At 73.6% G+C, this 22,298-nt stretch carries 17 protein-coding genes; 9 read left to right on the top strand and 8 right to left on the bottom strand.

The window, feature by feature from the left end:
* Nucleotides 1-209: 209 nt before the first annotated feature.
* Nucleotides 210-443, top strand: coding sequence for a hypothetical protein (locus ACQPYD_RS11530; RefSeq protein ID WP_433700976.1), 234 nt, complete (start codon nt 210-212; stop codon nt 441-443).
* Nucleotides 444-555: 112 nt separating this feature from the next.
* Here ACQPYD_RS11530 and ACQPYD_RS11525 read toward each other — a convergent pair whose 3' ends face one another.
* Together ACQPYD_RS11525 and ACQPYD_RS11520 are read right to left on the bottom strand one after the other, a co-directional pair.
* Entirely contained in the window at nt 556-2,367 is a 1,812-nt protein-coding gene (locus ACQPYD_RS11525) for an ABC transporter substrate-binding protein (protein WP_433700975.1), read from the bottom strand.
* Nucleotides 2,368-2,449: 82 nt separating this feature from the next.
* Nucleotides 2,450-3,475, bottom strand: coding sequence for an ABC transporter permease (locus ACQPYD_RS11520; RefSeq protein ID WP_267949417.1), 1,026 nt, complete (start codon nt 3,473-3,475; stop codon nt 2,450-2,452).
* A 317-nt stretch (nt 3,476-3,792) separates the two neighbouring features.
* Here ACQPYD_RS11520 and ACQPYD_RS11515 point away from each other — a divergent pair, with 317 nt between their 5' ends.
* Nucleotides 3,793-4,509, top strand: a complete 717-nt coding sequence (locus ACQPYD_RS11515) for a nucleotidyltransferase domain-containing protein (RefSeq protein WP_433700974.1) — start codon at nt 3,793-3,795, stop codon at nt 4,507-4,509.
* Between the two features lie 416 nt (nt 4,510-4,925).
* Here ACQPYD_RS11515 and ACQPYD_RS11510 read toward each other — a convergent pair whose 3' ends face one another.
* The 3 genes from ACQPYD_RS11510 to ACQPYD_RS11500 all read right to left on the bottom strand — a co-directional run bounded on the left by ACQPYD_RS11510 (nt 4,926) and on the right by ACQPYD_RS11500 (nt 9,792).
* Complete coding sequence (locus ACQPYD_RS11510; RefSeq protein ID WP_433702024.1) at nt 4,926-6,548, bottom strand: ABC-F family ATP-binding cassette domain-containing protein; 1,623 nt, start codon at nt 6,546-6,548, stop codon at nt 4,926-4,928.
* 491 nt (nt 6,549-7,039) lie between these two features.
* Nucleotides 7,040-8,740 (bottom strand): glucose-6-phosphate isomerase, encoded by a 1,701-nt coding sequence (gene pgi, locus ACQPYD_RS11505; protein ID WP_433700973.1) that lies wholly within the window; start codon nt 8,738-8,740, stop codon nt 7,040-7,042.
* A 212-nt stretch (nt 8,741-8,952) separates the two neighbouring features.
* On the bottom strand, nt 8,953-9,792 hold the full coding sequence (locus ACQPYD_RS11500) for an ion transporter (protein ID WP_433702023.1): 840 nt from the start codon (nt 9,790-9,792) through the stop codon (nt 8,953-8,955).
* Between the two features lie 274 nt (nt 9,793-10,066).
* On the opposite strand from ACQPYD_RS11500, the gene ACQPYD_RS11495 reads away from it, so the two are divergent.
* On the top strand, nt 10,067-10,315 hold the full coding sequence (locus tag ACQPYD_RS11495; protein ID WP_433702022.1) for a hypothetical protein: 249 nt from the start codon (nt 10,067-10,069) through the stop codon (nt 10,313-10,315).
* A 25-nt stretch (nt 10,316-10,340) separates the two neighbouring features.
* Here the strand turns inward: ACQPYD_RS11495 and ACQPYD_RS11490 are convergent, their stop codons facing one another.
* Complete coding sequence (locus tag ACQPYD_RS11490; protein WP_433702021.1) at nt 10,341-11,096, bottom strand: FadR/GntR family transcriptional regulator; 756 nt, start codon at nt 11,094-11,096, stop codon at nt 10,341-10,343.
* Between the two features lie 1,067 nt (nt 11,097-12,163).
* On the opposite strand from ACQPYD_RS11490, the gene ACQPYD_RS11485 reads away from it, so the two are divergent.
* From ACQPYD_RS11485 to ACQPYD_RS11465, 5 genes are all read left to right on the top strand, one after another.
* Nucleotides 12,164-12,856 carry a 7-cyano-7-deazaguanine synthase gene (locus ACQPYD_RS11485; RefSeq protein WP_330157023.1) on the top strand — a complete coding sequence of 231 codons (693 nt, stop codon included), beginning with the start codon at nt 12,164-12,166 and terminating at the stop codon, nt 12,854-12,856.
* Nucleotides 12,857-13,320: 464 nt separating this feature from the next.
* On the top strand, nt 13,321-14,106 hold the full coding sequence (locus ACQPYD_RS11480; protein ID WP_433700972.1) for a (Fe-S)-binding protein: 786 nt from the start codon (nt 13,321-13,323) through the stop codon (nt 14,104-14,106).
* Nucleotides 14,103-15,530, top strand: coding sequence for a lactate utilization protein B (locus ACQPYD_RS11475; protein WP_433700971.1), 1,428 nt, complete (start codon nt 14,103-14,105; stop codon nt 15,528-15,530). Before ACQPYD_RS11480 ends, ACQPYD_RS11475 begins: the two co-directional genes overlap by 4 nt.
* An 86-nt stretch (nt 15,531-15,616) precedes the next feature.
* Nucleotides 15,617-16,240 carry a LutC/YkgG family protein gene (locus tag ACQPYD_RS11470; protein WP_433702020.1) on the top strand — a complete coding sequence of 208 codons (624 nt, stop codon included), beginning with the start codon at nt 15,617-15,619 and terminating at the stop codon, nt 16,238-16,240.
* Nucleotides 16,241-16,388: 148 nt separating this feature from the next.
* Nucleotides 16,389-17,612, top strand: coding sequence for an alpha/beta hydrolase family protein (locus ACQPYD_RS11465; RefSeq protein WP_433700970.1), 1,224 nt, complete (start codon nt 16,389-16,391; stop codon nt 17,610-17,612).
* A gap of 16 nt (nt 17,613-17,628) precedes the next feature.
* Here the strand turns inward: ACQPYD_RS11465 and ACQPYD_RS11460 are convergent, their stop codons facing one another.
* Entirely contained in the window at nt 17,629-19,146 is a 1,518-nt protein-coding gene (locus ACQPYD_RS11460; RefSeq protein ID WP_433700969.1) for a cytochrome P450, read from the bottom strand.
* Between the two features lie 440 nt (nt 19,147-19,586).
* Here ACQPYD_RS11460 and ACQPYD_RS11455 point away from each other — a divergent pair, with 440 nt between their 5' ends.
* Nucleotides 19,587-20,888 (top strand): DUF2786 domain-containing protein, encoded by a 1,302-nt coding sequence (locus ACQPYD_RS11455; protein WP_433700968.1) that lies wholly within the window; start codon nt 19,587-19,589, stop codon nt 20,886-20,888.
* 1,033 nt (nt 20,889-21,921) lie between these two features.
* Here the strand turns inward: ACQPYD_RS11455 and ACQPYD_RS11450 are convergent.
* On the bottom strand, nt 21,922-22,263 hold the full coding sequence (locus ACQPYD_RS11450; RefSeq protein WP_433700967.1) for a hypothetical protein: 342 nt from the start codon (nt 22,261-22,263) through the stop codon (nt 21,922-21,924).
* Nucleotides 22,264-22,298: the final 35 nt, after the last annotated feature.

The following is a 22,298-nucleotide window of genomic DNA, read 5'->3' as shown; positions in this document are numbered from 1 at the left end:
TTCTTCAGAAACCCTGGAGTCCCATCGGATTATTTTTCGGCAGGACTCCAGGAATAGTCGACGTCAATGCCAGCGGACAACGGTTGCGGCGGGTGGGTCCTTGGATTTGTCGTTGGTAAGGCCAAGTGAGCTGTCCAGAGCATCAATGGCATGACATTAGAGGTCGAGTTGGATATGGGCGCTGTCGAGGAATTCTTTGATTACGATCAATGCTATCCCTACCCCAGGAAGAGATAGTCGTCCACGGTCGGGAGGAGTTCTCGCCGGCGGCCGTGGACAGTGCGGGGGACCACCGGATCGCGATGGCCGCCGCCGTGGCCGCGGTGGCTCGCACCAGCGGGCTGAGCACGATCACCGGCTGGGGTTCGGTGGCCACGTCCTACCCGGGATTCGCGGAGGACCTGCGCACCGTCTCGGGAGTGGCCGCGTCGGTCGGTGCCTGACCGGACCCCGGCCCGCGTGTGATGGATCCGGGTGCGGCACGGGGCGCGAAGACAGGCGTCGCGGGTCGGAAGACCCCTCCCCCCGACCCGCGACGCGTCCTGCCCGCCGCCCCTACTCCCGGGTGGTGCCCAGGGCCATGTAGTCGTACATGGAGTAGCCCGCGTGGTAGTAGACGTTGGTCAGGTGCGGCGGCCGGTACAGGACGGTCCGCTCGAACACGGCCGGGACGATCACGGCCTGCTGCATGGCCCGCTCGTCGATCCGCGTGTAGATCGACGCGCGCTCCTCCTGGTCGTCGACGGTGACCACCTCGTCGAACCAGTCGTTGATCTGGCTGTCGTCCAGCTCCGCGATGTTGGTGTTGCCCGCGTCCTGGATGGCGTCGCCGTCCAGCACCTTGCTCATGAACCCGTAGCCGCTGGGCCAGTCCGGCGCCCACCCGTACACGGTCAGGCCGAGGTCGTTCTCGTGCACGAAGTCCGGGGACCCGGCCTGGGTGTTGGTGTAGCTGTCCGACGGGTACTGCTTGATCTCCACGTCGATGCCCACACGGGCCAGGGCCTGCTGGAGGGCCTCGGCCGTGCTCACGTCGGTGGGACGGTCCGCGCGGGCGCCGATCGCCGTGGAGAACCCGTCGGGCTCACCGCACTCCTCCAGCTTCTCGCGGGCCTTGTCCAGGTCCCCCTTGTTGTCCTGGGAGGGGTACAGGTCGATGCTCGGATCGGCGCCCGGGAGCGCGGCGGGCATCAGCTGCGTCGCGATGTCGCCGCCGGTGTCGCCGCCCCACGCCCGCTGGAGGGCGTCGCGATCCGCGGCGAACATGACCGCCTCCCGGCAGGCGGGGTCGTCCAGGGGTTCGATGACGGTGTTGATGTTGACGTAGCGCAGCGTGTTGGTCTGCGGGTTGTCGACGCTGTGCCGCTGGTTGTCGTCGGTGATCAGCGTGCCCTTCATAGCAGGGCCCACCCCCGCGCCGGCGAGGTCGACGTCGACCTCGCCGTTGACCAGTCGCTGGTCGATCTCGTTCTGGTCGACCCCGAGCTGGACCTCGATCCGGTCGGGCAGGGCCTTGCGGGTCGGGTCCGTGGCCGCGTCCCACTGATCGTTGCGCACCAGGTTCAGGGAGACGCCGGGGCGGTAGTCGCCGTCGAACTTGTAGGGCCCGGACGACATGACGTGGCTCTGGTACTGCTCGCCCCGGTCGGCCTCGGCCGGGACCGGAGCCGTCTGGGGCTGCACCAGGACGTACGGGAACTCGGAGAAGCTCGTGTTCAGGTGGAAGACGAGGGTGTGGTCGTCCGGGGTCTCGATGCCGTCGAACCCGGCCAGGGGGTCGGCCTCGTCCGCGTAGGGCCCCTCGTAGTCGTCGCTGTCGGCCAACAGCTCCTGGAAGTACTTGGGCCCGTTGGGCAGCGCCTGATCGCCGAAGTTGCTGCGCGCGATGGCGTACTTGACGTCCTCGGCGGTGATCTCGGACCCGTCCTCGTACTTGAGGCCGGGCTTGAGCTCGACGGTCCACTCGGTGGAGTCCTCGTTGCCCTGCGGCATCCCCTCCGCGAGGTCGGGCTGGAGCTCGGTACCGCCCTCCCCCGGCGCCTCGGTGTAGGTGAGCAGGGTGCGCGCGTAGTAGCGGGTGAAGTTCCAGCTGAACGCGTAGTAGGTGTTGCCGGGGTCGGGCGAGTCGAAGTCCGAGGAGATGGCGTACCTCAGGGTGCCGCCGGTCTGGTCGGAGGGGTTGACGATCTCCGTCTCCCCCTGGTTGAACTCCGCGTCGACCGCGCCTCCCCCGCCTCCGCCGCGGCCGTCCCCGCAGGCGCTCAGCAGCAGTGCCACGGCCGCCGCCGCGGCCGTGCACGCGGTGGCCCGGCCGCGCCCGCGGCGCCGCCTGGGCGGCCCCGCGTGTGTGAAGTGATGGGTACTCACCTTGCCTCCTGGTCGGATTCGATGGTGGGACCGCGCCCCGCACGGTCCGGTGAACGGTCCGGCCCGGGCCGGACCCGGTGCGTCAGTCGGAGGAGCGGGGGTCGAACGCGTCGCGCAACCCGTCCCCGAAGAGGTTGAAGGCCAGGACGGTGACGAAGATGGCCAGGCCAGGGATGATCACGAAGTGCGGCGAGGTCGTGTAGAAGCGCAGGGCGCCCTCCAGCATCCCGCCCCAGGTGGCGGTGGGCGGGTTGATGCCCACCCCCAGGAAGCTCAGGGCCGCCTCGAAGAGGATGTTCGTGGGGATGAGCAGGGTGGAGTAGACGAGGATCGGCGTGACCAGGTTGGGCAGGATCTCGCGGAAGACGATGTGCGCGCTGCCCGCGCCGAGGCTGCGCGAGGCCTCCACGAACTCGCGCTCCTTGAGGGTGAGGGTCTGTCCGCGCACGATGCGGCCGATGTAGGGCCAGTTGAAGAACCCGATGATGAACACCAGCACGCCGATGCGCAGGTTGTTGCCGGAGAGGCCGAAGGCGCCGTCGGGGATGACCCCGACGAGGGCGATGGCGAACAGCAGCAGCGGGAAGGCGAGGAAGATGTCCATGGCCCGGCTGATGACGGTGTCGATCCAGCCGCCGAAGTACCCGGCCACGATGCCGAGGACGGTGCCGATCAGGACGCACACCACGGTGGCGACGGTGGCGACCAGCAGGGAGGTGCGCGCGCCGTAGACGATGCGGCTGAACAGGTCGCGTCCGTTGACGGGTTCGACTCCCAGGAGGTGCTGGGCGCTGATGCCGCCCCACGGGTCGAGCCCCTGGGCGGGGTCGTCGGGGTCGCGCAGGACCCCGCCGGTGAGCGGGTCGACCAGGTCCTGGTCGAACTGGTTGGGCGGGTGGCCGAACCAGGCGGTGAGGAGGGGCGCGAACAGGGCCACGAGGATGAGGAGGACGACGATGATCCCCCCGGCCATGCCGACCTTGTCCCTGCGGAACCTCTGCCAGGCGATCTGGCGCAGGGACCTGTTCGCCGCGTTCGCCGCGCCCGCGACCACCGCCTCGGGGTCGGCGTGTCGGGAGGATTCGGGCACGTCCATCGGCGCGGTCATGTGGCCCTGCCCCCGTCATCGCTTTGAGTAGTTGGTCGACTACGCAAAGATTGCACGACTGACATGGGCGTTTCCAGCGTCCGCGCCGGTCGTCGACCGGCATGTCCAGCACGGGACAGAAGGCAACAAACCGCCATGAAGCGGGGCACCGTTCCGCCCCGAAGGCACAGCCCGCCCCCGGCTCGGAGGAACGCAGGCGCGACAGCGTGTCCCCGGTCGCCCACCCGGGGCTCGCCCCGGACACGGGGGAACACAGAACCCCTCCACACCCGCCCCGCCCGCGCGTGGACCGGCCTCCGGTGCGGTAGGACCACGGAATGAGCAGAGAACGGCTGGCCCCCGTCACCACGGTCATCGACCTCTCCCGCCGCCTGTTCCCCGAGGCCCTGGCGGTGGTCCTCGGCGGCAGCTCGGCCGCCGGGCGCCTCACCCCGACCTCCGACCTGGACGTGGTCGTGGTGACCCCGCCCAGGCCCGCCCCCTACCGCAGCTCCCTGCACTGGCTCGGCTGGCCGGTCGAGGTCCTGGTCCACGACCCGCAGACCCTGGCCGCCTACTGCGAGGACAACCTGGCCCGGCGCTGGCCGGGGATCCCGCGCCTGCTCGCGGAGGGGGTGGTGGTGACCGACACGGGCGGCCTCGGCGCCGGGTTCCGGGAGCGTATGCGGGCCCGGCTGGCGGCCGGTCCCGCGCCCCTGTCCCCGGCGGAGCTCGACGAGCGCCGCTTCGTCCTCACCGACCTGCTCGACGACCTCTCCGGGGCGACCGATCCCGGGGAGAGGGCCTTCGTCGCCTGGCGGGCGCTGACCGAGGCCTCACGGCTGGCCCTGGCCGCCGCGCGCCACTGGCAGGGATCCGGCAAGTGGCTGCTGCGCGAGCTCCGCAACCTGGACCCCGGCCTGGCCGACCGGGTCGTGCGGGCCATGGACGAGCCGGATCGGGCGCACGGGGTCGTCCGCGAGGTGCTCGACCGCGCCGGAGGGCCGCTGTGGGCGGGCCACACCGTGGTGTGCCCCCGCTGGCCGGGGCGGTGAACCCGGGGCGGGCCGGTACGCCGCGTGTCCGGATCACCTTTGTCGGACTCGAAACCCCTCACCTTTATGTCGTAGATTCGCTAATTCTTCCCGTTTCGCGCCGGTCGCTTCTTCCGCCGCGTTCTCGTGCCTCCAGCGCGTTGCCTCGAAGCCGCCCAGAAGTAGACGTTCCACCGGCCCACCATGGCGGTGACGGGGAGGCTTCCGCCAGGGAACCCCCTCCCGCCACACCGGCGACGTGCGCGGCCCGGACCTAGGGCGTGTTCCGTGGATGCTGCCCGTCGCGAGCGGCGTATCCGGTGCGTTCATCGCAAGGCCGAAGAAGGAGTCAGAGCGGGGTCCTGTCGACTGATGAGAACGCCGCGAGGGGCGTGCCGGGGCGACGCGCAGCAGGGCGAGTGTCCGCGGAACACGTCCTAGGACCCGGCCTGCGCCTCCGCGGCGCCGCCGTCGACCAGCCGCAGCTCGTCCCAGGACCAGTTGCGGCGCAGCCAGCGGTCGTGCGAGGCCACCACCACGGCTCCGGGCGCCGTGCCCAGTGCCTCCTCCAGCTCCTCCGCCAGGGACAGCGACAGGTGGTTGGTCGGCTCGTCCAGCAGCAGCACGTCCGGGGAGTGGCCGACCAGCATCGCGAGCGCGAGCCGGCGTCGCTGCCCCACGCTCAGCTCCCCCACCGGCCGGTCCAGGTCGCGCGGGGCCACCAGGCCCAGGTCCGTCAGGCGCGGGGCGTCGGGCAGCGACGCGTTCAACCCGTCGTAGAGGCCGCGCGGGGTCCGCTGCGGGTCGCGGAACACCACGTCCTGCTCCAGCAGCGCCACCGACACGCCCCTCCGCCACAGCACCTCGCCGGACTCCGGCCGCAGCCGGCGCCCCAGGGCGTACAGCAGTGTGGACTTGCCGGCCCCGTTCGGGCCCGTCACCAGGAGCCGGCCGTCCGCCGGCACGTCCAGGCGGTCCAGGCGCAGCCGCCCCGGCACCACCACGTTCCGCAGTGTGATCGCGTTCACGCCGGCCTCCCCGGGGTCACGGGTCAGGGCGGCGCCGAACACCAGCGGCCTCGGCGGCCTGCGCACCTGGTCGCGCTCCAGGTCGTCCAGGCGTCCCCGCGCGTTGCGCACGCGGCGCGACACCTGCTTGTCCACGCGCCCGCCCGAGTAGTCGTACGCCATCTTGGCGTTGTCCCGGGGAGCCCGGTCCGGCGCGACCTGCCGCGACGTGGTGCGCACCGCCTCGCGCAGCCCCTTCAGGTCGTTCTGCTCCCGCTGGTAGCGCTGCTCCCAGCGCTCCCGCTCCACCCTCTTCTCCTCCAGGTAGAACGAGTACGCGCCGCCGTAGTACACGGGCCCCTCCACGGCCGGGTCCAGGTCCAGCAGACCCGTGCAGACCGCGTCCAGGAACACCCGGTCGTGGCTGGCCAGCACCACCACCCCCGGCAGTCCCCTCAGGTACCCCTCCAGGAACTCCAGCGCCCGGTCGTCCAGGTGGTTGGTCGGCTCGTCCAGCAGGAGGGCGCGCGGACGGCGGACCAGCAGCGCGGCCAGGCCCAGGCGGCCTCGCTGACCGCCCGACAGCCGTCCCACCGGACGGTCCGGGGAGACCCCGTCCAGTCCGAGCCCGGCCACCACCAGTTCCGCGCGGCGGTCGGCGTCCCACACCTCCCCGCGCTCGGCGTCGGCCAGCGCCTCCGCGTACGCCGCCAGCAGCCCCGCGTCCTCGGGGGCGCCGTCGAGGGCGGCCGCGGTCTCCGTGAGCCGCCGCTCCACACGCCTGGCGGGCGCCAGGGCCTCCTCCAGGACCTGGGCCGGTGTCGTCTCCGGCCCATAGGGCAGTTCCTGGTACAGGAACCCGGTGTCGTCGGGTCGTTCCACCCTGCCGGCGTCGGGCTCCTCCTCCCCCGACAGCAGGCGCAGCAGGGTGGACTTGCCCGCGCCGTTCTCGCCCACGAGCCCCAGCCTCTGGCCCGGGGCGACGTCGAGGCCGACACCGTCGAGCACCACGCGGTCGCCGTAGACGCGGGCCAGGTCGCGGGCGCGCAGCAGCGGTGAACCGCCCGTGCCGGGAGCCGCCGGGAGGGGCGGCCTCGGGGCCTTCGCCGACGCGGCCGGTGCGGATGTGGATTCACGGGTCACGGAGTGGGACCGCCCTTCGTCTGGGGGCGGGCCTCGACGCCTGACCGGTGCCGTCCCCTCCCGGTGCGCCTCGAAGGCGGATCCGTGGAGCGGCCCGGGACGACGGACAGGGGTCCGTCGCCGACATCGAGACCGCACCACGGGTCCGCGGGTCCTGGGGACGCCGCGAACGGGAAACAGGGAACGTGGGTCCGCCGGGCGGGACAGCGGGCTCGAGCCCTGGACGGGCGAGCCCCGCGCACGCGGCGGATCGGTCTCGATGTCAGTTCAGCATGTCCCCGCCAGGCTAACCGGGCCGGCGCGGAACGCGCAAAGGGTTTTCCGGCGCGGCGCGGCCCTGTCCCCGTCTGCGGGAGGGCTCGGGCCCTCCCGCAGACGGGGACGGGATCCGCCCCCGGGCCCTATCTGCCGCGCAGGGACCGGTAGCGCTCCACCAGGGACGCGGTGGAGGTGTCGAGGCCGGGCACGTCGGCGCCCTCGCTCAACGCGGGTTCGACCCGCTTGGCCAGGACCTTGCCGAGCTGCACGCCCCACTGGTCGAAGGAGTTGATGTTCCACACCGCCCCCTGCACGAACACCTTGTGCTCGTAGAGGGCGACGAGCTGGCCCAGGACGGACGGGCTGAGCCGGTCGGCCAGGATCGTCGTGGTGGGGCGGTTGCCCTCGAAGGTGCGGTGCGGGACCAGCTCCGCGGCGACGCCCTCCTCGGCGACCTCCTCGGCCGTCCTGCCGAAGGCCAGCGCCTGCCCCTGCGCGAACAGGTTGGCCATGAGCAGGTCGTGCTGGGGCACCAGGGACTCGGGCAGGTCGGGGGCCGGGTTGGCGAACCCGATGAGGTCCGCCGGCACGAACCGGGTCCCCTGGTGCAGGAGCTGGAAGTAGGCGTGCTGGCCGTTGGTGCCGGGGGTGCCCCACACGACGGGGCCGGTCTGCCAGGCGACGGGGCGCCCGTCCCGCTGCACGGACTTGCCGTTGGACTCCATGTCGAGCTGCTGGAGGTAGGCGGTGAACTTCGACATGTGGTGGCTGTAGGGCAGGACCGCGTGGCTCTGCGCGTCGTGGAAGCCGCCGTACCAGACGCCCAGCAGCCCGAGCAGGAACGGCAGGTTGCGCTCCACCGGGGCGGTCGCGAAGTGGGTGTCCATCAGGTGGAACCCGGCGAGCATCTCCTGGAACCGCTCGCGCCCCAGGGCCACCATCAGGGACAGGCCGATGGCCGAGTCGTAGGAGTAGCGGCCCCCCACCCAGTCCCAGAACTCGAACATGTTGCGGGTGTCGATGCCGAAGGCCTCGACCTCGGGTGCGTTGGTGGACACCGCGACGAAGTGCTCGGCGATGGCGTCCCCGCCGGGCTTCTCCCCCAGCCCGTCCAGCAGCCAGCCTCGCGCCGCGGTGGCGTTGGCGATGGTCTCGACGGTGGTGAAGGTCTTGGACGCGACCACGAACAGCGTGGTGGCCGGGTCCGCGTCGATCAGCGCCTCGTGCAGGTCGGTGCCGTCCACGTTGGACACGAACCGGAACTCCAGGCCCCGGTCGGTGTAGGGGCGCAGCGCCTCGTAGGCCATGGCGGGGCCCAGGTCCGAGCCGCCGATGCCGATGTTGACGATCCGGCGCACGGGCAGGCCGGTGTGGCCGCGCCACTCGCGCGAGCGGACGCGGTCGGCGAAGGCGCCCATGCGCTCCAGGACCCGGTGCACCTCCGGCACCACGTCGTGGCCGTCGTCCTCGATGACCGCCCCGCGGGGCGCGCGCAGGGCCGTGTGCAGGACGGCGCGGCCCTCGGTGACGTTGATGTGCTCGCCGCGCAGCATGGCGTCGCGCAGGTCGGCGACGCCGGTGGCGGCGGCCAGTGCGCCGAGGAGGCCGAGGGTCTCGTCGGTGACCAGGTTCTTGGAGTAGTCGACGTGCAGGTCGCCGACGTCGAGCGTGTACCTCCCGGCCCGGGAGGGGTCGTCGGCGAACAGCTCGCGCAGGTGGGCGGGGCCGAGCCGCGCGCGGTGCTCTCCCAGCGCGGTCCACTCCCCCCTGCGGTCCAGGGGGAGGCCCGGGGCGGCCCCCTCTCCGGTGCCCCCGGTGCGAGGGAGGGGTGTGCTGGCAGACATCCGGTCGCTCCTCGTCGTCCGTGCGGTCAGGTGCGGGCGGCGGCGCACGGATGCCGGGTCCGCGTGCCGCTCCCACCGTGCGGCTGTGCCGCCGAACCGTCCGAAGGCGTCCGGCGCACAGCCCTAGCCTGCCACGAACACCACCGCTTCCGGGGCTTTCCACAGCCCCGGCCGGAAGACGGCGCGCCGCGGGGTCCGGTCCCCGCGGGCGCTCACACCTCCTGGCGCTCCCGGCGCAGCTCGGCCACCTCGGCGCGCAGCGTCCGGAGCTCCGCCATGATCATCGCGTGCCCCGGGTCGGGGCCGCCGTCGTCCGGATCGGGTACCGCGCGGCCGCCCCGCCCGTCCCCGGGGCCGCCCCCGCTCTCCTCGCCGTCGTCCTTCTCCAGCGCCTCCACGGCGACGGCGATGAACAGGTTCAGGGCGACGAGGGTGGACACCAGGACGAAGACCACGAAGAACACCCAGGCCATCGGCGTGTGCTCCATCACGTCCTTGGCGATGGTGCCCCAGCCGTCGGCGGTGGCGATCTGGAAGAGGGTGAACAGCGAGGTGGGGAGGTCCTGGAAGTACTGCGGGGAGTCGTCCGCGAAGAGCCGCGTGGCCATGACCGCCGACACGTAGAGCAGGAGCATCACCAGGAAGAGGATGGACATCATGCCGGGCAGGGCCCGGAACAGGCCGGACACGACGTGCCGCAGGGAGGGGATCACCGAGAGCAGCCGCAGCACCCTGAGGACGCGCAGCACCCGGAGCACGGAGAACGGCCCGGAGGTGGGCAGCAGGGCGATCCCGACGATCACCATGTCGAACCAGCTCCAGGGGTCGCGGAAGAACTCCGCCCGGTGGGCGTAGACCCGCAGCCCCAGTTCGAGGACGAACAGGGCGAGGATCACGATGTCGATGCCGCGGAGGAGGTCGCCGTGGGCCGCCATGGCCCGGGGGGAGGTCTCCACGCCGAGGATGACGGCGTTGATCAGGATGAGGGTGACGACACTCGCCTGGAACCAGGGGGCGTCGACGATCGTTCGGACCCGGTCGCGCACGGTCACGGGAGAGGGGACTCCGTTCGTCATCTCGGACAAGAGCGCCAAATCCTACCGTCCGTGACCACGCGCCGTTCCGTCCCCGGTGACCGCTTCGTCCCCGCCGGGTCCCCGGTCCGCACGCCCCCCTGGCATCCCCTGCCCTGACCAGGCATGATCAGGGGTAGGGACCACGAGAGCGAGGGGGACGCCGGTGACAGGACGACCCGACGGGTCCGGCGTGGGGCCCTTCGACCCCGCGCCCGGACACGAGAGCGACATCGACGACGTGGACGCGGACATGGACGTGGGCGCGGCGGACCAGGACACGGCGGTGGCCGAGTACCTGGCGGACCACCCGTACGGCCTCCGGATCGAGGAGCTCGAGGACCACGACGCCCTCGGCATCGGCGCGGAACTGCGCCAGGAGGTTCCCGAGCAGGCCCCCGAACCGGCGGAGGAGCAGGACCGGGCGCCGGACGGGGAGGACCTGACGCGCGTGCTCGGGGCGGAGGAGTTCGCGGACGGGGTCCGCGACGGGGACGGCTGAGCCCCCGGCGCCGGCGGTGGCCCCCTCACCGTCCCGGCGCCCGCGTCCGGACCCCGGCCCCGTCCCCCTGCGCGAGGTCGGCCCGGAGCCAGCGCTCCACCCGCAGGACGTGCACGGTCGCGGCGGCCCTGGCCGCGTCGGGGTCGCGCGCGACCAGGGCCTCGTGGATGCGCTCGTGGTCCTCGTGGAGCGCGGCGGTCAGGCCGGCCTCACGGTGCCCGGCCCACACGCGGGCGTTGAAGGTGCGGGAGGACAGCCCCTCCCCGATCGCCGCCAGCGTGGCGTTGCCGGTGCTGGCCACGATGGCCTGGTGGAAGCCGAGGTCCGCGCCGGCCGTGTCGAGCACGCCCCCGTCGGGGGCCTCCCGGCGGGGGCGTGCGCCGCCCTCCGGAGCCGCTCCCCCCGGAGCCCCCGCGCAGTCCATGGCGCCGGAGCCGTCCATGCGCTCCAGCAGCGCGCCGATGCGTTCCAGGTCGCGCGCGTCGGCCCGCGCCGCCGCCAGGGCCGTGGCGGCGGGTTCGAGCATCCGGCGCACCTGGAGGACCTCCAGGAGGGTCTGCCCCTGGGACACCTCGGCGAGCACCGAGAAGGTCTCCAGCAGGTCCGCGGGGCGCAGCGCCGTGACGTAGACGCCCGCCCCGTGGCGGGCCTCCAGGACACCGAGCGTGGTGAGGGCGCGGATGGCCTCGCGCATGGAACTGCGGGAGACCCCGAGCTGGACCGCCAGGTCGCGTTCGGTGGGCAGGCGCTCGCCGGGTCCGACCTCGCCCCCCGCGATCATCGCCTTGATCCGCTCGACGGCCCTCTGGGTGACGGGCGTGCGCTCTCCGCCGGGATCGTGGGGCACGGATCTCTCCAAGTCGTCGGGCCGTGGCGCACCGCCCTCGCGGGGCGCCCCTCGCTGCGTTCCGGGCGGCGGCCGGGTCCGGTCCGGACTCCGAGAGGCTGCCGCACCGTTCCCCTTGACGGGCGATTCATCATACCAATTTTCTGATACATCGTGGTGTCCCGCCGAAAAACCTGCTTCTTTCCCCGGCTTGCCTCTCCTCACGGCAGAGTGGTCCGACCATTCGGCGCCCGCCGGAACGGAGCGGTGCGTCCCGTCGCCGCCGGGGCGCCGGGTCGGACACCGTGCTCCCCGCCGGGGCGGAACCGCGGGACGACGCCGCGGGCGCGGGGCCGGGCTCTCCTGGAACGACGGCCGGGGGCCCGTCCCGCGACGCGGTACACCCGGCGGACTCCCCCGCGGCGTGCGAACCGGGTTCCGCGAAACCCCTCACACGACGGATCCGGATCTGGTCAACTGGGACCAGTGTCGCCAAGGATGCTTGGAGCCGACCGTGATCCCTCACCCGTGCCGGGTACCCGCCGCCCGTACCGCCGATGATCCGGCCCGGCGCACCCCCGGCCCGGCCCGCGGCCCGGACGCGAACGGCGGCGGTCCCACGGCGGATCCGCGCCGGCCCGCATCGAGAACGTGGGCCGGCTCCCTCCTGCGGACCCCGCACCGGGAGACGGTCCTGCCGTCCTGACACGGCCCCGGTCCACCCGCCCCCGACCCCCGAGCCCGCCCGTCGCCGCGGACGGTGACACACCGTGTCCCCTCCGACCCGGCGGCCTGCCCGCCGACCCCGCGCCAGGCGTCCGCGGGCTCCCCCGCCGCCACCGGACCGGCCCCTGTGCCGGGCTCCGGCCCCGCGCCCTCCGTCCGCCCGGTCCCGGGCGGCGGACAGAGCCGGGCGGCGCACCGCCGAGGCCCCGCACGAGGAGTGCCGGGGCGGCCCCACGGGACTCCCCCTCTCACCGTTGAACCCGCACCGACGAAGGCAACCGAAAGGGAGATCTGCAATGAGCGACCTGGTACTGCTGTCCGGCGGCATGGACTCCGCCACCGCCCTGGCCCTCTCCGCCCAGGAGGGACGCGCCGGCGCGGTCCTCAACATCAACTACTCCCAGCGCAACGCGGCCGAGATCCAGTCGGCGAGGAGCCTGGCCGAGCACTACGGCGTGGACTACCACTTCGTCGACCTCTCCTCCTGGGGGGCCAAGCTCCGCTCCTCCTTCACCGACCCCACCATCGACGTGCCGAGCGGCCCCTACTCCAACGGGGTGTACGGGGACGGCGGCGCCGACTCCACCGGCGTCACCGTGGTGCCGTCCCGGAACGGCACGTTCGTCTTCGCGGCACTGGGCATCGCGCAGACCCTGGGGCACGACCGCGTCGTCACCGCGGTCCACGCCGACGACCACGACGTCTACCCCGACACCAGGCCGGAGTTCATCGCCGCGGTCAACACGGCCGCGCTGCTGTCCACCAGCGGCACCGTCACCGTCCACACCCCCTTCTCCCGCACGAGCAAGGCGGGCATCGGGAAGATCGGCCGGAGCCTGGGGGTGCCGTACGAGCTGACGTGGTCGTGCTACTCCGCCGGCCCCTCGCACTGCGGCACCTGCGGGACGTGCATCCTGCGCCACGACGCCCTGACCGCCGGGGGCCACACCGACCCGACCGTGTACGCCGTGGTCCCGGAGCTGGTGTAGCCCGTACGCGCCGCGGTCCGCGCCCGTGGCCCGGCAGGTCAGCGCACCGGCGCCTCCACAGGCCGGGGCGCCCGTACGCCGCTCCCGGCGGGGAGGGGCCGCACCTCCCTGCCGGGGGCGGGCCCGCCGTCGAGCGGACCCGCCGGGGCCGGGACGGAGGCGGCCGGGGCGCCCGGCCCCTCCCCCTCGAGGGGCCGGGCGCCGTCCGTCGCCGCGCCTCCGGACCGGACCGGCGGGCCCCGGGAAGCACCGGCTGCCCGGAACGGATCCGCCCGCCCCCGGCACGTGTCCCGGGTCACACGTCTGAAAAGTGATCGTACCAATCCCGCCGGAGACTCTCCCTCAACACTGACAAACCCCCCTGTTCTTGCCGCTCTTCCTCCAGTGTGCAAAAGTGGTCAGACCACTGGAAGGCTCGTGGCGAGCGGGACGCCGTCCCCTGGGGGACGGCTCGAGGGAGGCCCATGCGGATCGCACTCTTCATCACCTGTGTCAACGACACACTCTTCCCCGACACCGGGCGGGCGGTGGTGCGGCTCCTGGAGCGGCTGGGCCACGAGGTCGTCTTCCCGGAGGACCAGACGTGCTGCGGCCAGATGCACTACAACACGGGGTACCGCAGACCGGCGACGCGGCTGGCCGTGCGCTTCGTCAAGACCTTCGAGGGCGCCGACGCCGTCGTCGTCCCCTCCGGCTCCTGCGCGGCGATGATCCGCGACAACTACCCGCGCCTGGGCGCGGGCGGCAGCCGCCTGTCCCGCAAGGTGGCCGGCCTCGCCCCGCGCGTGTACGACCTCACCGAGTTCCTGGTGGACGTGCTCGGGGTGACCGACGTGGGCGCCTACTACCCTCACAAGGTCGCCTACCACCCGACCTGCCACGGGCTGCGCATGCTCGGCCTGGGCGACCGCCCCTACCAGCTCCTGCGCGCCGTGCGCGGCCTGGAGCTGGTGGAGCTGGAGGGCGCCACCGAGTGCTGCGGCTTCGGCGGCACGTTCGCGGTCAAGAACGGCGACGTCTCCTCCGCCATGGGCGCGGACAAGGCACGGCACGCCGTCGAGACCGGCGCCGAGGTCCTGTGCGCGGTGGACAACTCCTGCCTGATGCACATCGGCGGCATCCTGTCCCGGCAGCGGTCGGGCATGCGGGTGGCGCACATCGCCGAGATCCTGGCCAGTACCGAGAAGGGCGGCTCGGCCGGCCCCGCCCCCGACGACGCACCCGCCGCGAAGGAGGCCGCCACCCGATGAGCGCCACGTTCCTGGGCATACCGCCCTTCCCCGAGGCCGCGAGGGCGGCCGTCGACGACTCCCGGACCCGCCACAACCTGCGCAGGGCGACGCACACGATCCGCGACAAGCGCGCGTCCGTGGTCGGCGAGCTGAACGACGACTGGCAGCTGCTGCGCGCGGAGGGCGCGGCGGTCAAGGAGCACACGCTCCGCCACCTGGACCGCTACCTGGAGCAGTTGGAGGAGTCGGTGACCCGCGCGGGCGGCCGGGTGCACTGGGCCGCCGACGCCGAGGAGGCCAACGCGATCGTCACCCGGCTGGTGAAGGCCACCGGCGAGACGGACGTGGTCAAGGTCAAGTCGATGGCCACCCAGGAGATCGAGCTCAACAACGCGCTGGCCGAGGCGGGGATCACCGCCTACGAGACGGACCTCGCGGAGCTGATCGTGCAGTTGGGCGACGACCTCCCGTCGCACATCCTGGTGCCCGCCATCCACCTGGGGCGCGCCCAGATCCGGGAGATCTTCCTGGACCAGATGGCGGAGTGGGGGACCCCGGCCCCGCCGGGGCTGACCGACGATCCCCGCGCCCTGGCGGAGGCGGCCCGGCTGCACCTGCGCGAGCGCTTCCTGCGCACCAGGACCGCGATCTCGGGCGCCAACTTCGCGGTGGCCGACTCCGGGACGCTGGTGGTGCTGGAGTCGGAGGGCAACGGGCGCATGTGCCTGACCCTCCCCCAGACCCTCATCTCCGTGGTGGGCATCGAGAAGATCGTGCCGACCTGGTCGGACCTGGAGGTGTTCATGCAGCTCCTGCCGCGCTCGTCCACCGGCGAGCGGATGAACCCCTACACCTCGACCTGGACCGGGGTGACCCCGGGCGACGGCCCCCAGGAGTTCCACCTGGTGCTGCTGGACAACGGCCGCACGGACGTGCTGGCCGACACGGTGGGCCGCCAGGCCCTGCGCTGCATCCGCTGCTCCGCGTGCCTGAACACCTGCCCGGTGTACGAGCGCACGGGGGGCCACGCCTACGGGTCCGTGTACCCGGGGCCGATCGGCGCGATCCTCACGCCGCAGCTGCGCGGGATGTCCTCGGCGGTGGACGAGGCGCTGCCGTACGCGTCGTCGCTGTGCGGCGCCTGCTACGAGGTCTGCCCGGTGGCGATCGACATCCCGGAGGTGCTGGTGCACCTGCGCGAGGAGGTCTCCGCGGGCAAGGGCCACCTGGGGGAGAAGGCGTTGATGGCGGGCGCCGAGGCGGTCTTCTCGTCCTCGCGCGCGCTGGGCGCCGCCCAGCGCGCGGCGGGACTGGGCCGCAACCTGGTGCCGGGACACCTGCCGGGCACGGCCGGGGAGTGGACGGACACCCGGGACGTCCCGGACGTCCCCGCGGAGTCCTTCCGCTCGTGGTGGGACAAGCGTGGGAAGGGGCAGCGGTGAGCGCATCGCGGACGGGACGGACCCCGGGACGGGGAGAGGCCGCCGGAGGCGGCCCCGGGGGCCCCGTTCCGAGCAGCAGGGAGCGGATCCTCGGCCGGGTCAGGGCGGCGCTCGCCGACGTGCCCTCCGACGAGCCCGCGGTGCGGGCGCCGGGGCGCGGCTTCGCGGACAGCCACGCCGCGGGCCCGACCCTGGACGTGTTCGAGGACCGGTTGCGCGACTACAAGGCACAGGTGCGCCGGGTCCCCGCCGACCGGGTGGCGGCGGAGGTGGCGGCGGCCCTGGTCCGGCGCGGAGCGCAGCGGGTGGTGGCCCCGCCGGGGGTGCCGGACGCGTGGTTCGAGGGGGGCGCGGCCGAGCGGCTGCCCGACTCCCGGGAGGAGCCCCTGTCCGTGGGGGACCTGAACGGGGTGGACGGCGTGGTCACGGGGTGCTCCGTGGCGATCGCGGAGACCGGCACCATCGTCCTGGACGGGAGCCCCGACCAGGGACGGCGCGCGATCACCCTGGTGCCCGACTACCACCTGTGCGTGGTGCGCGCCGAGCAGGTGGTGGACGGCGTCCCGCAGGCCGTGCGGCTGCTGGACCCGGCCCGGCCGCTCACGTGGATCAGCGGCCCGTCCGCCACCAGCGACATCGAGCTCAACAGGGTGGAGGGGGTGCACGGCCCGCGCACCCTGGAGGTGCTGCTGGTCGAGGCCGCTCCCTGACCTGGTACGACCGGCGGGGGTGGGGCCGGCCCCACCCCCGCCGGTCGTGCGGGCCCCCGGGAGAGGGGACGGCCCGCCGTATGGTCCGGCGGAGCGGGGCTTCCTAGGGTCGGAGGCGACAACGACCCCACCGAACGACGGGACGCGCATGCCCCACCTACGACGCGACGCCGACCCCCTCCCCCGCGCCGCCCGCACGCGGCGACGGAAAGCCCCCTCCCGCCTGCGCACCGGGGCCGTGCTCGCCGCCGCCCTGGTGCTGGCCTCGCCGGCGGGCGCGCTGGCGGGCCCGGCGGCCCCGCCCGCCCCCTCGGAGGCTCCGCGCGCCTCCCTCCCCGCCCCCACCGGGGAACGCCCGGTCGGCCGCACGACCCTGCACCTGGTGGACGAGGGCCGCGAGGACATCTGGGTCGGCGGTCCCCGCGAGCTGATGGCGACCCTGTGGTACCCGGCCCGGTCGGACGCGGGGCGGCGCGCGCCCTACATGACCGAGGCCGAGTCGGCGGCGACGCTCGAAGCGCGCGGGCTGACCGGCCTGCCCGCGGACACCCTGCACCGGGTGCGCACCCACTCCCGTCTCGACGTCGCCCCCGCCCGCACCGGGGACGGCCTGCCCCTGGTCGTCCTGTCCCCAGGCGCGGGGCACAACAGGATCTGGTTCTCCTCCCTCGCCGAGGAACTGGCCAGCCACGGGTTCGTCGTGGCCGCCGTCGACCACGCCCACGAGTCCGCGCCCGTCGAGTACCCCCACGGGCTGGTGACCGGGTGCGCCGGGTGCGCCGCCGGGGAGTGGGCCCGGGGCGCGGTCAACCGCGCCGGGGACGTCTCCTTCCTCCTGGACCGGCTCACCGGCCCCGACCCGGCCTGGCGGTGGTCGCACGTGATCGACGCCTCCCGGGTCGGGATGGCGGGGCACTCCTGGGGCGGCTCCGCCACCGCCGAGACCCTGCGCCTGGAGGAGAGGGTGGACGCCGGGATCAACCTGGACGGCCCCTACTACGCCACGGCGCTGGAGGAGGACCTGGACAAGCCCCTGGCCCTGCTCGGGAACGACCGGGGCATCGCCTGGGAGGGCCACGAGGAGATGTGGCCGCGCCTGACGGGGTGGCGCCAGTGGATCAGGATCACCGGCTCCGGGCACTCCAACGGCATCGACCAGGGACTGGTCACCGAGCAGCTGGGGCTCCGTGACATCTATCCGCCCGAGGAGTGGCGCGACCTGTACGGCGACATCCCGATCGGGCACGGCCTGGACCTCGTGCGCGCCTACGGCCTGGCGTTCTTCGACCACCACCTGCGCGGGGGCGACCAGCCCCTCCTGGACGATCCGGAGGGCGTCCACCCCGAGCTGGTCGTGGTGGATCCCGGGTAGCCGCGTCAGGCGCGGGTCAGCCCCCGGGGCGCCAGGCGGCCAGCAGCGCCTCCAGGGGGTCCGGCCGGGCCTCCTCCTCGGCGAACGGTGCCTGGTACCGGGCCCCGGCCCCCTGGGGCGGGCGGCGCGGCCGGGGCCTGGGACCCGCCGCCGGGACCCGGGCGGCCCGTTCGGCCGGGTCCTCCTCCCGAGCCAGCGGCGCCTGGTAGCGGGCGCCCTGGGAGGCGGGCCTGCGCTTCTTGCGGATCCACCTGCGCACGGGCGCCTCCGGCTCCTCCTCGGCGGGCTCGGCGCGTTCACCGGTGGCCGTGAACCACACCGGGAGCTCCACCAGGCCGTGGACGGACGGCCCGCCCCGGCGGCGCAGCTCGTGCGGCTCGACCGCCAGGACCATGCCGCGCATCCGGTCCACGGCCATGTCGATGGCGGTGCGCACCAGCTCGCGCGTGAACCCCGTGGCGGGACAGCGGTGCGCCCCCGCACCCCACAGCAGGTGGGAGCGGTTGCCCGCCATCGCCATCGCGTCGTCCCCGCCGTGGAACACGGAAGGGTCGGTGTGGGCGGAGGCGAACCCGAACAGCATCGGGTCGCCCCGCCGGAGGCGTGCGCCCGCGAAGCCCGCGTCCGCCGTGGCGTAGCGCCCGGCGAGCATCCGGATCGGCGGGTCGGTCCACATGACGTAGTCGACGAAGTCCTCGGGGGTGAGGGTGCCGCCCAGGTAGGCGGTCCACACCCTCGGGTCCTCCAGCAGCCTGAGCAGGGCGTTGCCGATGAGGTGGGTGGTCGGCTCGTGTCCGGTCTCCCACAGCAGGGACAGGGACGCGACCGCCTCCTCGTCGGTGAGCCCGTGGGGGTGGGCCAGCAGCCGGCTGGCGAGGTCCTCGCCGGGGTCGGCGCGCTTGCGGGCGACCAGGCCCGCGAAGTAGGCGCGGACGGCCCGGGCCGCGGGTCCGGCGCGGTCCGGCTCGCCGCTCCACAGGCGCGTCGTGAGGTCGGCCAGCAGGCGTCCGTAGGCGTCCGGCAGTCCGAAGAGCTCGTTGAGGACGAGCGCCGGGAGCGGGGCCGCGTACTGGCCGATGAGGTCGGCGCTCCCCTCTGCGGCGACCCGGCCGAGCAGGTGCACGGCCGCGCGCTCGACCACCGGCACCAGCTGGGGCGTGCCCACCTGCGCCAGGGCCTCCACGAGGGGCACCCTCAGCCGCTGGTGCTCCTCGCCGTCGCGGGCCAGGGCCCCGCTGCGGGCCGGGGCCGTGCCTTCGGGACTCCACGGGCGCGGGTCCGCGGAGAAGAGGTCGCGGTCGCGCAGGACCTGGAGGTTCTCCTTGTACCCGAGCAGGAGCCAGCCGCGCTCCCCGGGGCCGACCTCGACGGGGACCAGCCCTCCGTGACGGGCGCGCAGCAGGTCCCAGGGCACCTCGTCCCCGGGTCCCCCGTGGAGCCGCGGGGCCCGGTCCGCGCCGCGGGGGCAGCCGGCGGCGTCCGCCCCGCCCCGTGGGAGGCCCTCCCGGTCGTCGGCCCCGGTTCCCTGGCGCATGGCGGCTCCTCGGTGGGTGCGGATGGGAGCCGACGGTATTCCCCCCGTGTTTCCGCTGTGCTTCGGGGAGGAAAGCACTGCCTTTCCTTCCGGGGCACCGGGCTCCACGGCGGGGCAAGGCGGGATTTCACGACACCGCGCCCAACGGCGGCGTTGTCGCCGCACAGGAGCCGATTCCCCCTTCGGGCGCACCCGATCCGGTGCGGGGCCGCCGAACTGCCCCTTCGCGGGCGGAGGGCGCGCGACGGCGCCGCCCGGTCCGCCTCCGCGGGGGAATACGGGCGGCGGGACGCGCAGGGGGCGAAAAGCCGCTCCCGGGCGCGCGACCGGCCCTTTTCCCGGAGGTCTCGGTTCTCTCACCGCGAATCCGGCCGACGGGGATCGGTAGGATTGTCCGTCGGCTCCACCGCCGAACGACGACACGACCGGGGAGAAGCACCGTGGGCAAGAAGGGTCGTGGCCGGCAGCGCCGCGCCGCCGGGGCGCCGACCGCCGCCTGGGCCGGGCCGGAGGCCGGGGCCTCCCCCGCGGAGGTGGTGTCCGGGGCGGTGGACGCGCTCGTGTCCGGCGGGGAGGGCGGAGGCGTCGACCTCGCCGCGGCCCGGCTCGCCGACACCGAGGACCGGGAGTGGGCGGACGCGGCCGGGCGGGCCCTCCTGGCGGCCCTCCTGGACGCCGCGGCCTCCGCGTGGACCCGCGGCTGGCAGCCCGCCGAGACCGTCCGCCAGGTCGACCGCGTGCTCGGACCCGTGGCCGCGGCGGTGTGCGCCGACGCCGTGACGGCCGACCTGGAGCGCCACTCCCCCGCGACGGTGGATCCGCGCTGGGCAGAGCAGGTGCGCGGATTCGGCGTGAAGGCGTCGTGGGGCCGCGGCGAGGGGTACCCGGCCCACGTCGGCGCGGAGCACGGGCTGCTGCGGTTCGAGGCCGTGGACGCCGTGCTGCGGGTGCTGGCGGCCCTGCGTGTGCTCCCGCCCCTGCGGCGGCTGTGCCCGCCGCCGGGGGCGTACCGGCCGGGCCGTCCGGGCGCGGCGCGGCGGCCCGAGCGGGTGGACGCGGGCAAGCTCGCCCGGGTGCGGGCGCTGCTGGCCAAGGCCGAGTCGACGGAGTTCCCTCAGGAGGCGGAGGCGCTGAGCGCCCGCGCCCAGGAGATGATGGCGCGGCACAGCATCGACCGGGCCCTGCTGGCCGAGGGCCCCGGGGAGTCGGAGGCCGCCTCCGGGCGCCGCCTGCCGGTGGACGCCCCCTACGACGAGCACAAGGCGGTGCTGCTGCACGAGGTGGCCGAGGCCAACCACTGCCGCGCCGTGTGGCACCAGGAGCTGGGGCTGTGCACCGTCATGGGGTTCCCGGGGGACGTGGAGGCCGTGGACCTGATGTTCACCTCCCTGCTGGTCCAGGCCGAGACGGCGATGCGGGCCAGCGGCTCGGTGCGGGACCGGTCGGGGCGCGCGGCGGGCAAGGCGTTCCGCGCCTCGTTCATGTCGGCGTTCTCGGTGCGGGTGGGAGAGCGGCTGGTCGAGACGGCGCGCGCCGCCGAGAGGGCGGCCCAGGCCGAGACCGGCACGGACCTCGTACCGGTCTTCGCGGCGCGCGAGCGCGAGGTGGAGGCGGCCGTCGCGGAGGCGTTCGGCGAGCTGACCTACTCGCGTGTGCGGGGCCCCTACAGCGAGGACGGCTGGATCGAGGGGCGCGCCGCGGCCGACGCCGCCTCCCTGGGCTCGCGCCGCCACCTGCCCTGAGCCCCGGACCGGCAGAGTCGGCTGCTGCGCCGCGTCCGCCGGGAAGGGGCGTCAGCGCCGACCCATGGCACCCGAAGCCCTCCGCGGGCTCACGCGCGCCCACGCCACCCGAGCCGGAGCCGACACCACCGGGCTCACGGCGTTCGCGCTACCCCCACCCCTGACACGCGTTCGCGCTCACACCCGCACCGGCACACTTTCCGAATGAGTAGAAGAACTCCCTTCGCGGTCGGATCCCGCCTGATTCCCCGAGGACCGGGCCCGCCGCCGACCAGGGAGGTCGGGCACATCCGGGCGGGCCCCAGCCCGCGCCCCGGGCACCTGCGATCAGGTCGGGACCCCACAGGAGCCCCCCCGACAACGCGCACCGGAAAAGAAACAGTAAATCAGTCACGGAAAAAGAAAGACAGAGAAAGTGAGCGCCTCGCACAAAACCGGGCCACCCCGGTGAATCATTAATTTTCAACCGACACAACAGGAATCACAGCAAGCAAAAAGAACGCACCCCGCGAGTTCGTGACTATAAACATCAGGAACTCCCCCGCACATTCGGCAACCGACCGAAAAAATCCGTTACGCGGACGCAACAAAAGTCCGCGGCCACTCCGCGGGGACACCTCGCGCCCGGGGGCCGATTCCACGTCTGCGCGCGCCGGTGGTACCTTTGCCGTCGCTTCAGATGCAGGTGGCGGGGAAAGGGGTCGGGCATGCTGTTTGGCCCCCGGAGAATGGGTGACTCAGCACACAATTTCGTCACAGTGGTGCTGGGGATCGCCCTGCCCCGGGCCGGCTCACCGGCCATGCCCGCCGCTTCGGAGGTCTACGACGCCCTCGACGAGCAGCTGCACGAGCTCTCCGACGTCATGGACACGACGCGCAACCGCGTCCGGAGGAACTTCGACGGAGCGGCCTCCGACTACTGCGACCGCTCCCTCTCGGCCTTCACCGGCGGGGAGAGGGACTGCACCGGCCACGTGGCGAGAGCGAGCCGCACGCTCTCGGCCGAGCTGCGCAAGGCGGCGGCGAACGTCGACTACACGGTGGCGATGGTCTGGGTCCAGGCGGCCCAGCTCATCAGCGAGACCACCTGGGCCATCGCGACGGCCAAGGTCACCGTCGGCCCCTCCCTGCAGTGGATCCCGGTCTTCACGGCGATCCGGAGCCTGGCCGTCCAGCGGCTCATCGCCTCGTTCCTCGTCACGGTTCCCGGCCACCAGCTCGTCGGCCAGGTCTTCGCGAGCTTCGGCGCGCCGATCCAGCGCGTCCAGATCGACAACGGCGACCGGGACGGGGTCGACCAGGACTTGCTGCGCGACGCGCACGCGGGGGCCGTGATCGAGGAATTCGTCTCCGGAGGCCTCGGGGTGTTCGTCAACAGCGGTTTCGCGAAGACCTTCACCCGGCACCTCG

This window comes from Nocardiopsis sp. CA-288880, from assembly GCF_050955985.1.
Lineage (GTDB): Bacteria > Actinomycetota > Actinomycetes > Streptosporangiales > Streptosporangiaceae > Nocardiopsis > Nocardiopsis tropica.
Note: the sequence above shows the minus strand (reverse complement) of the source record. Positions and strands in the feature narration are given on the sequence as shown.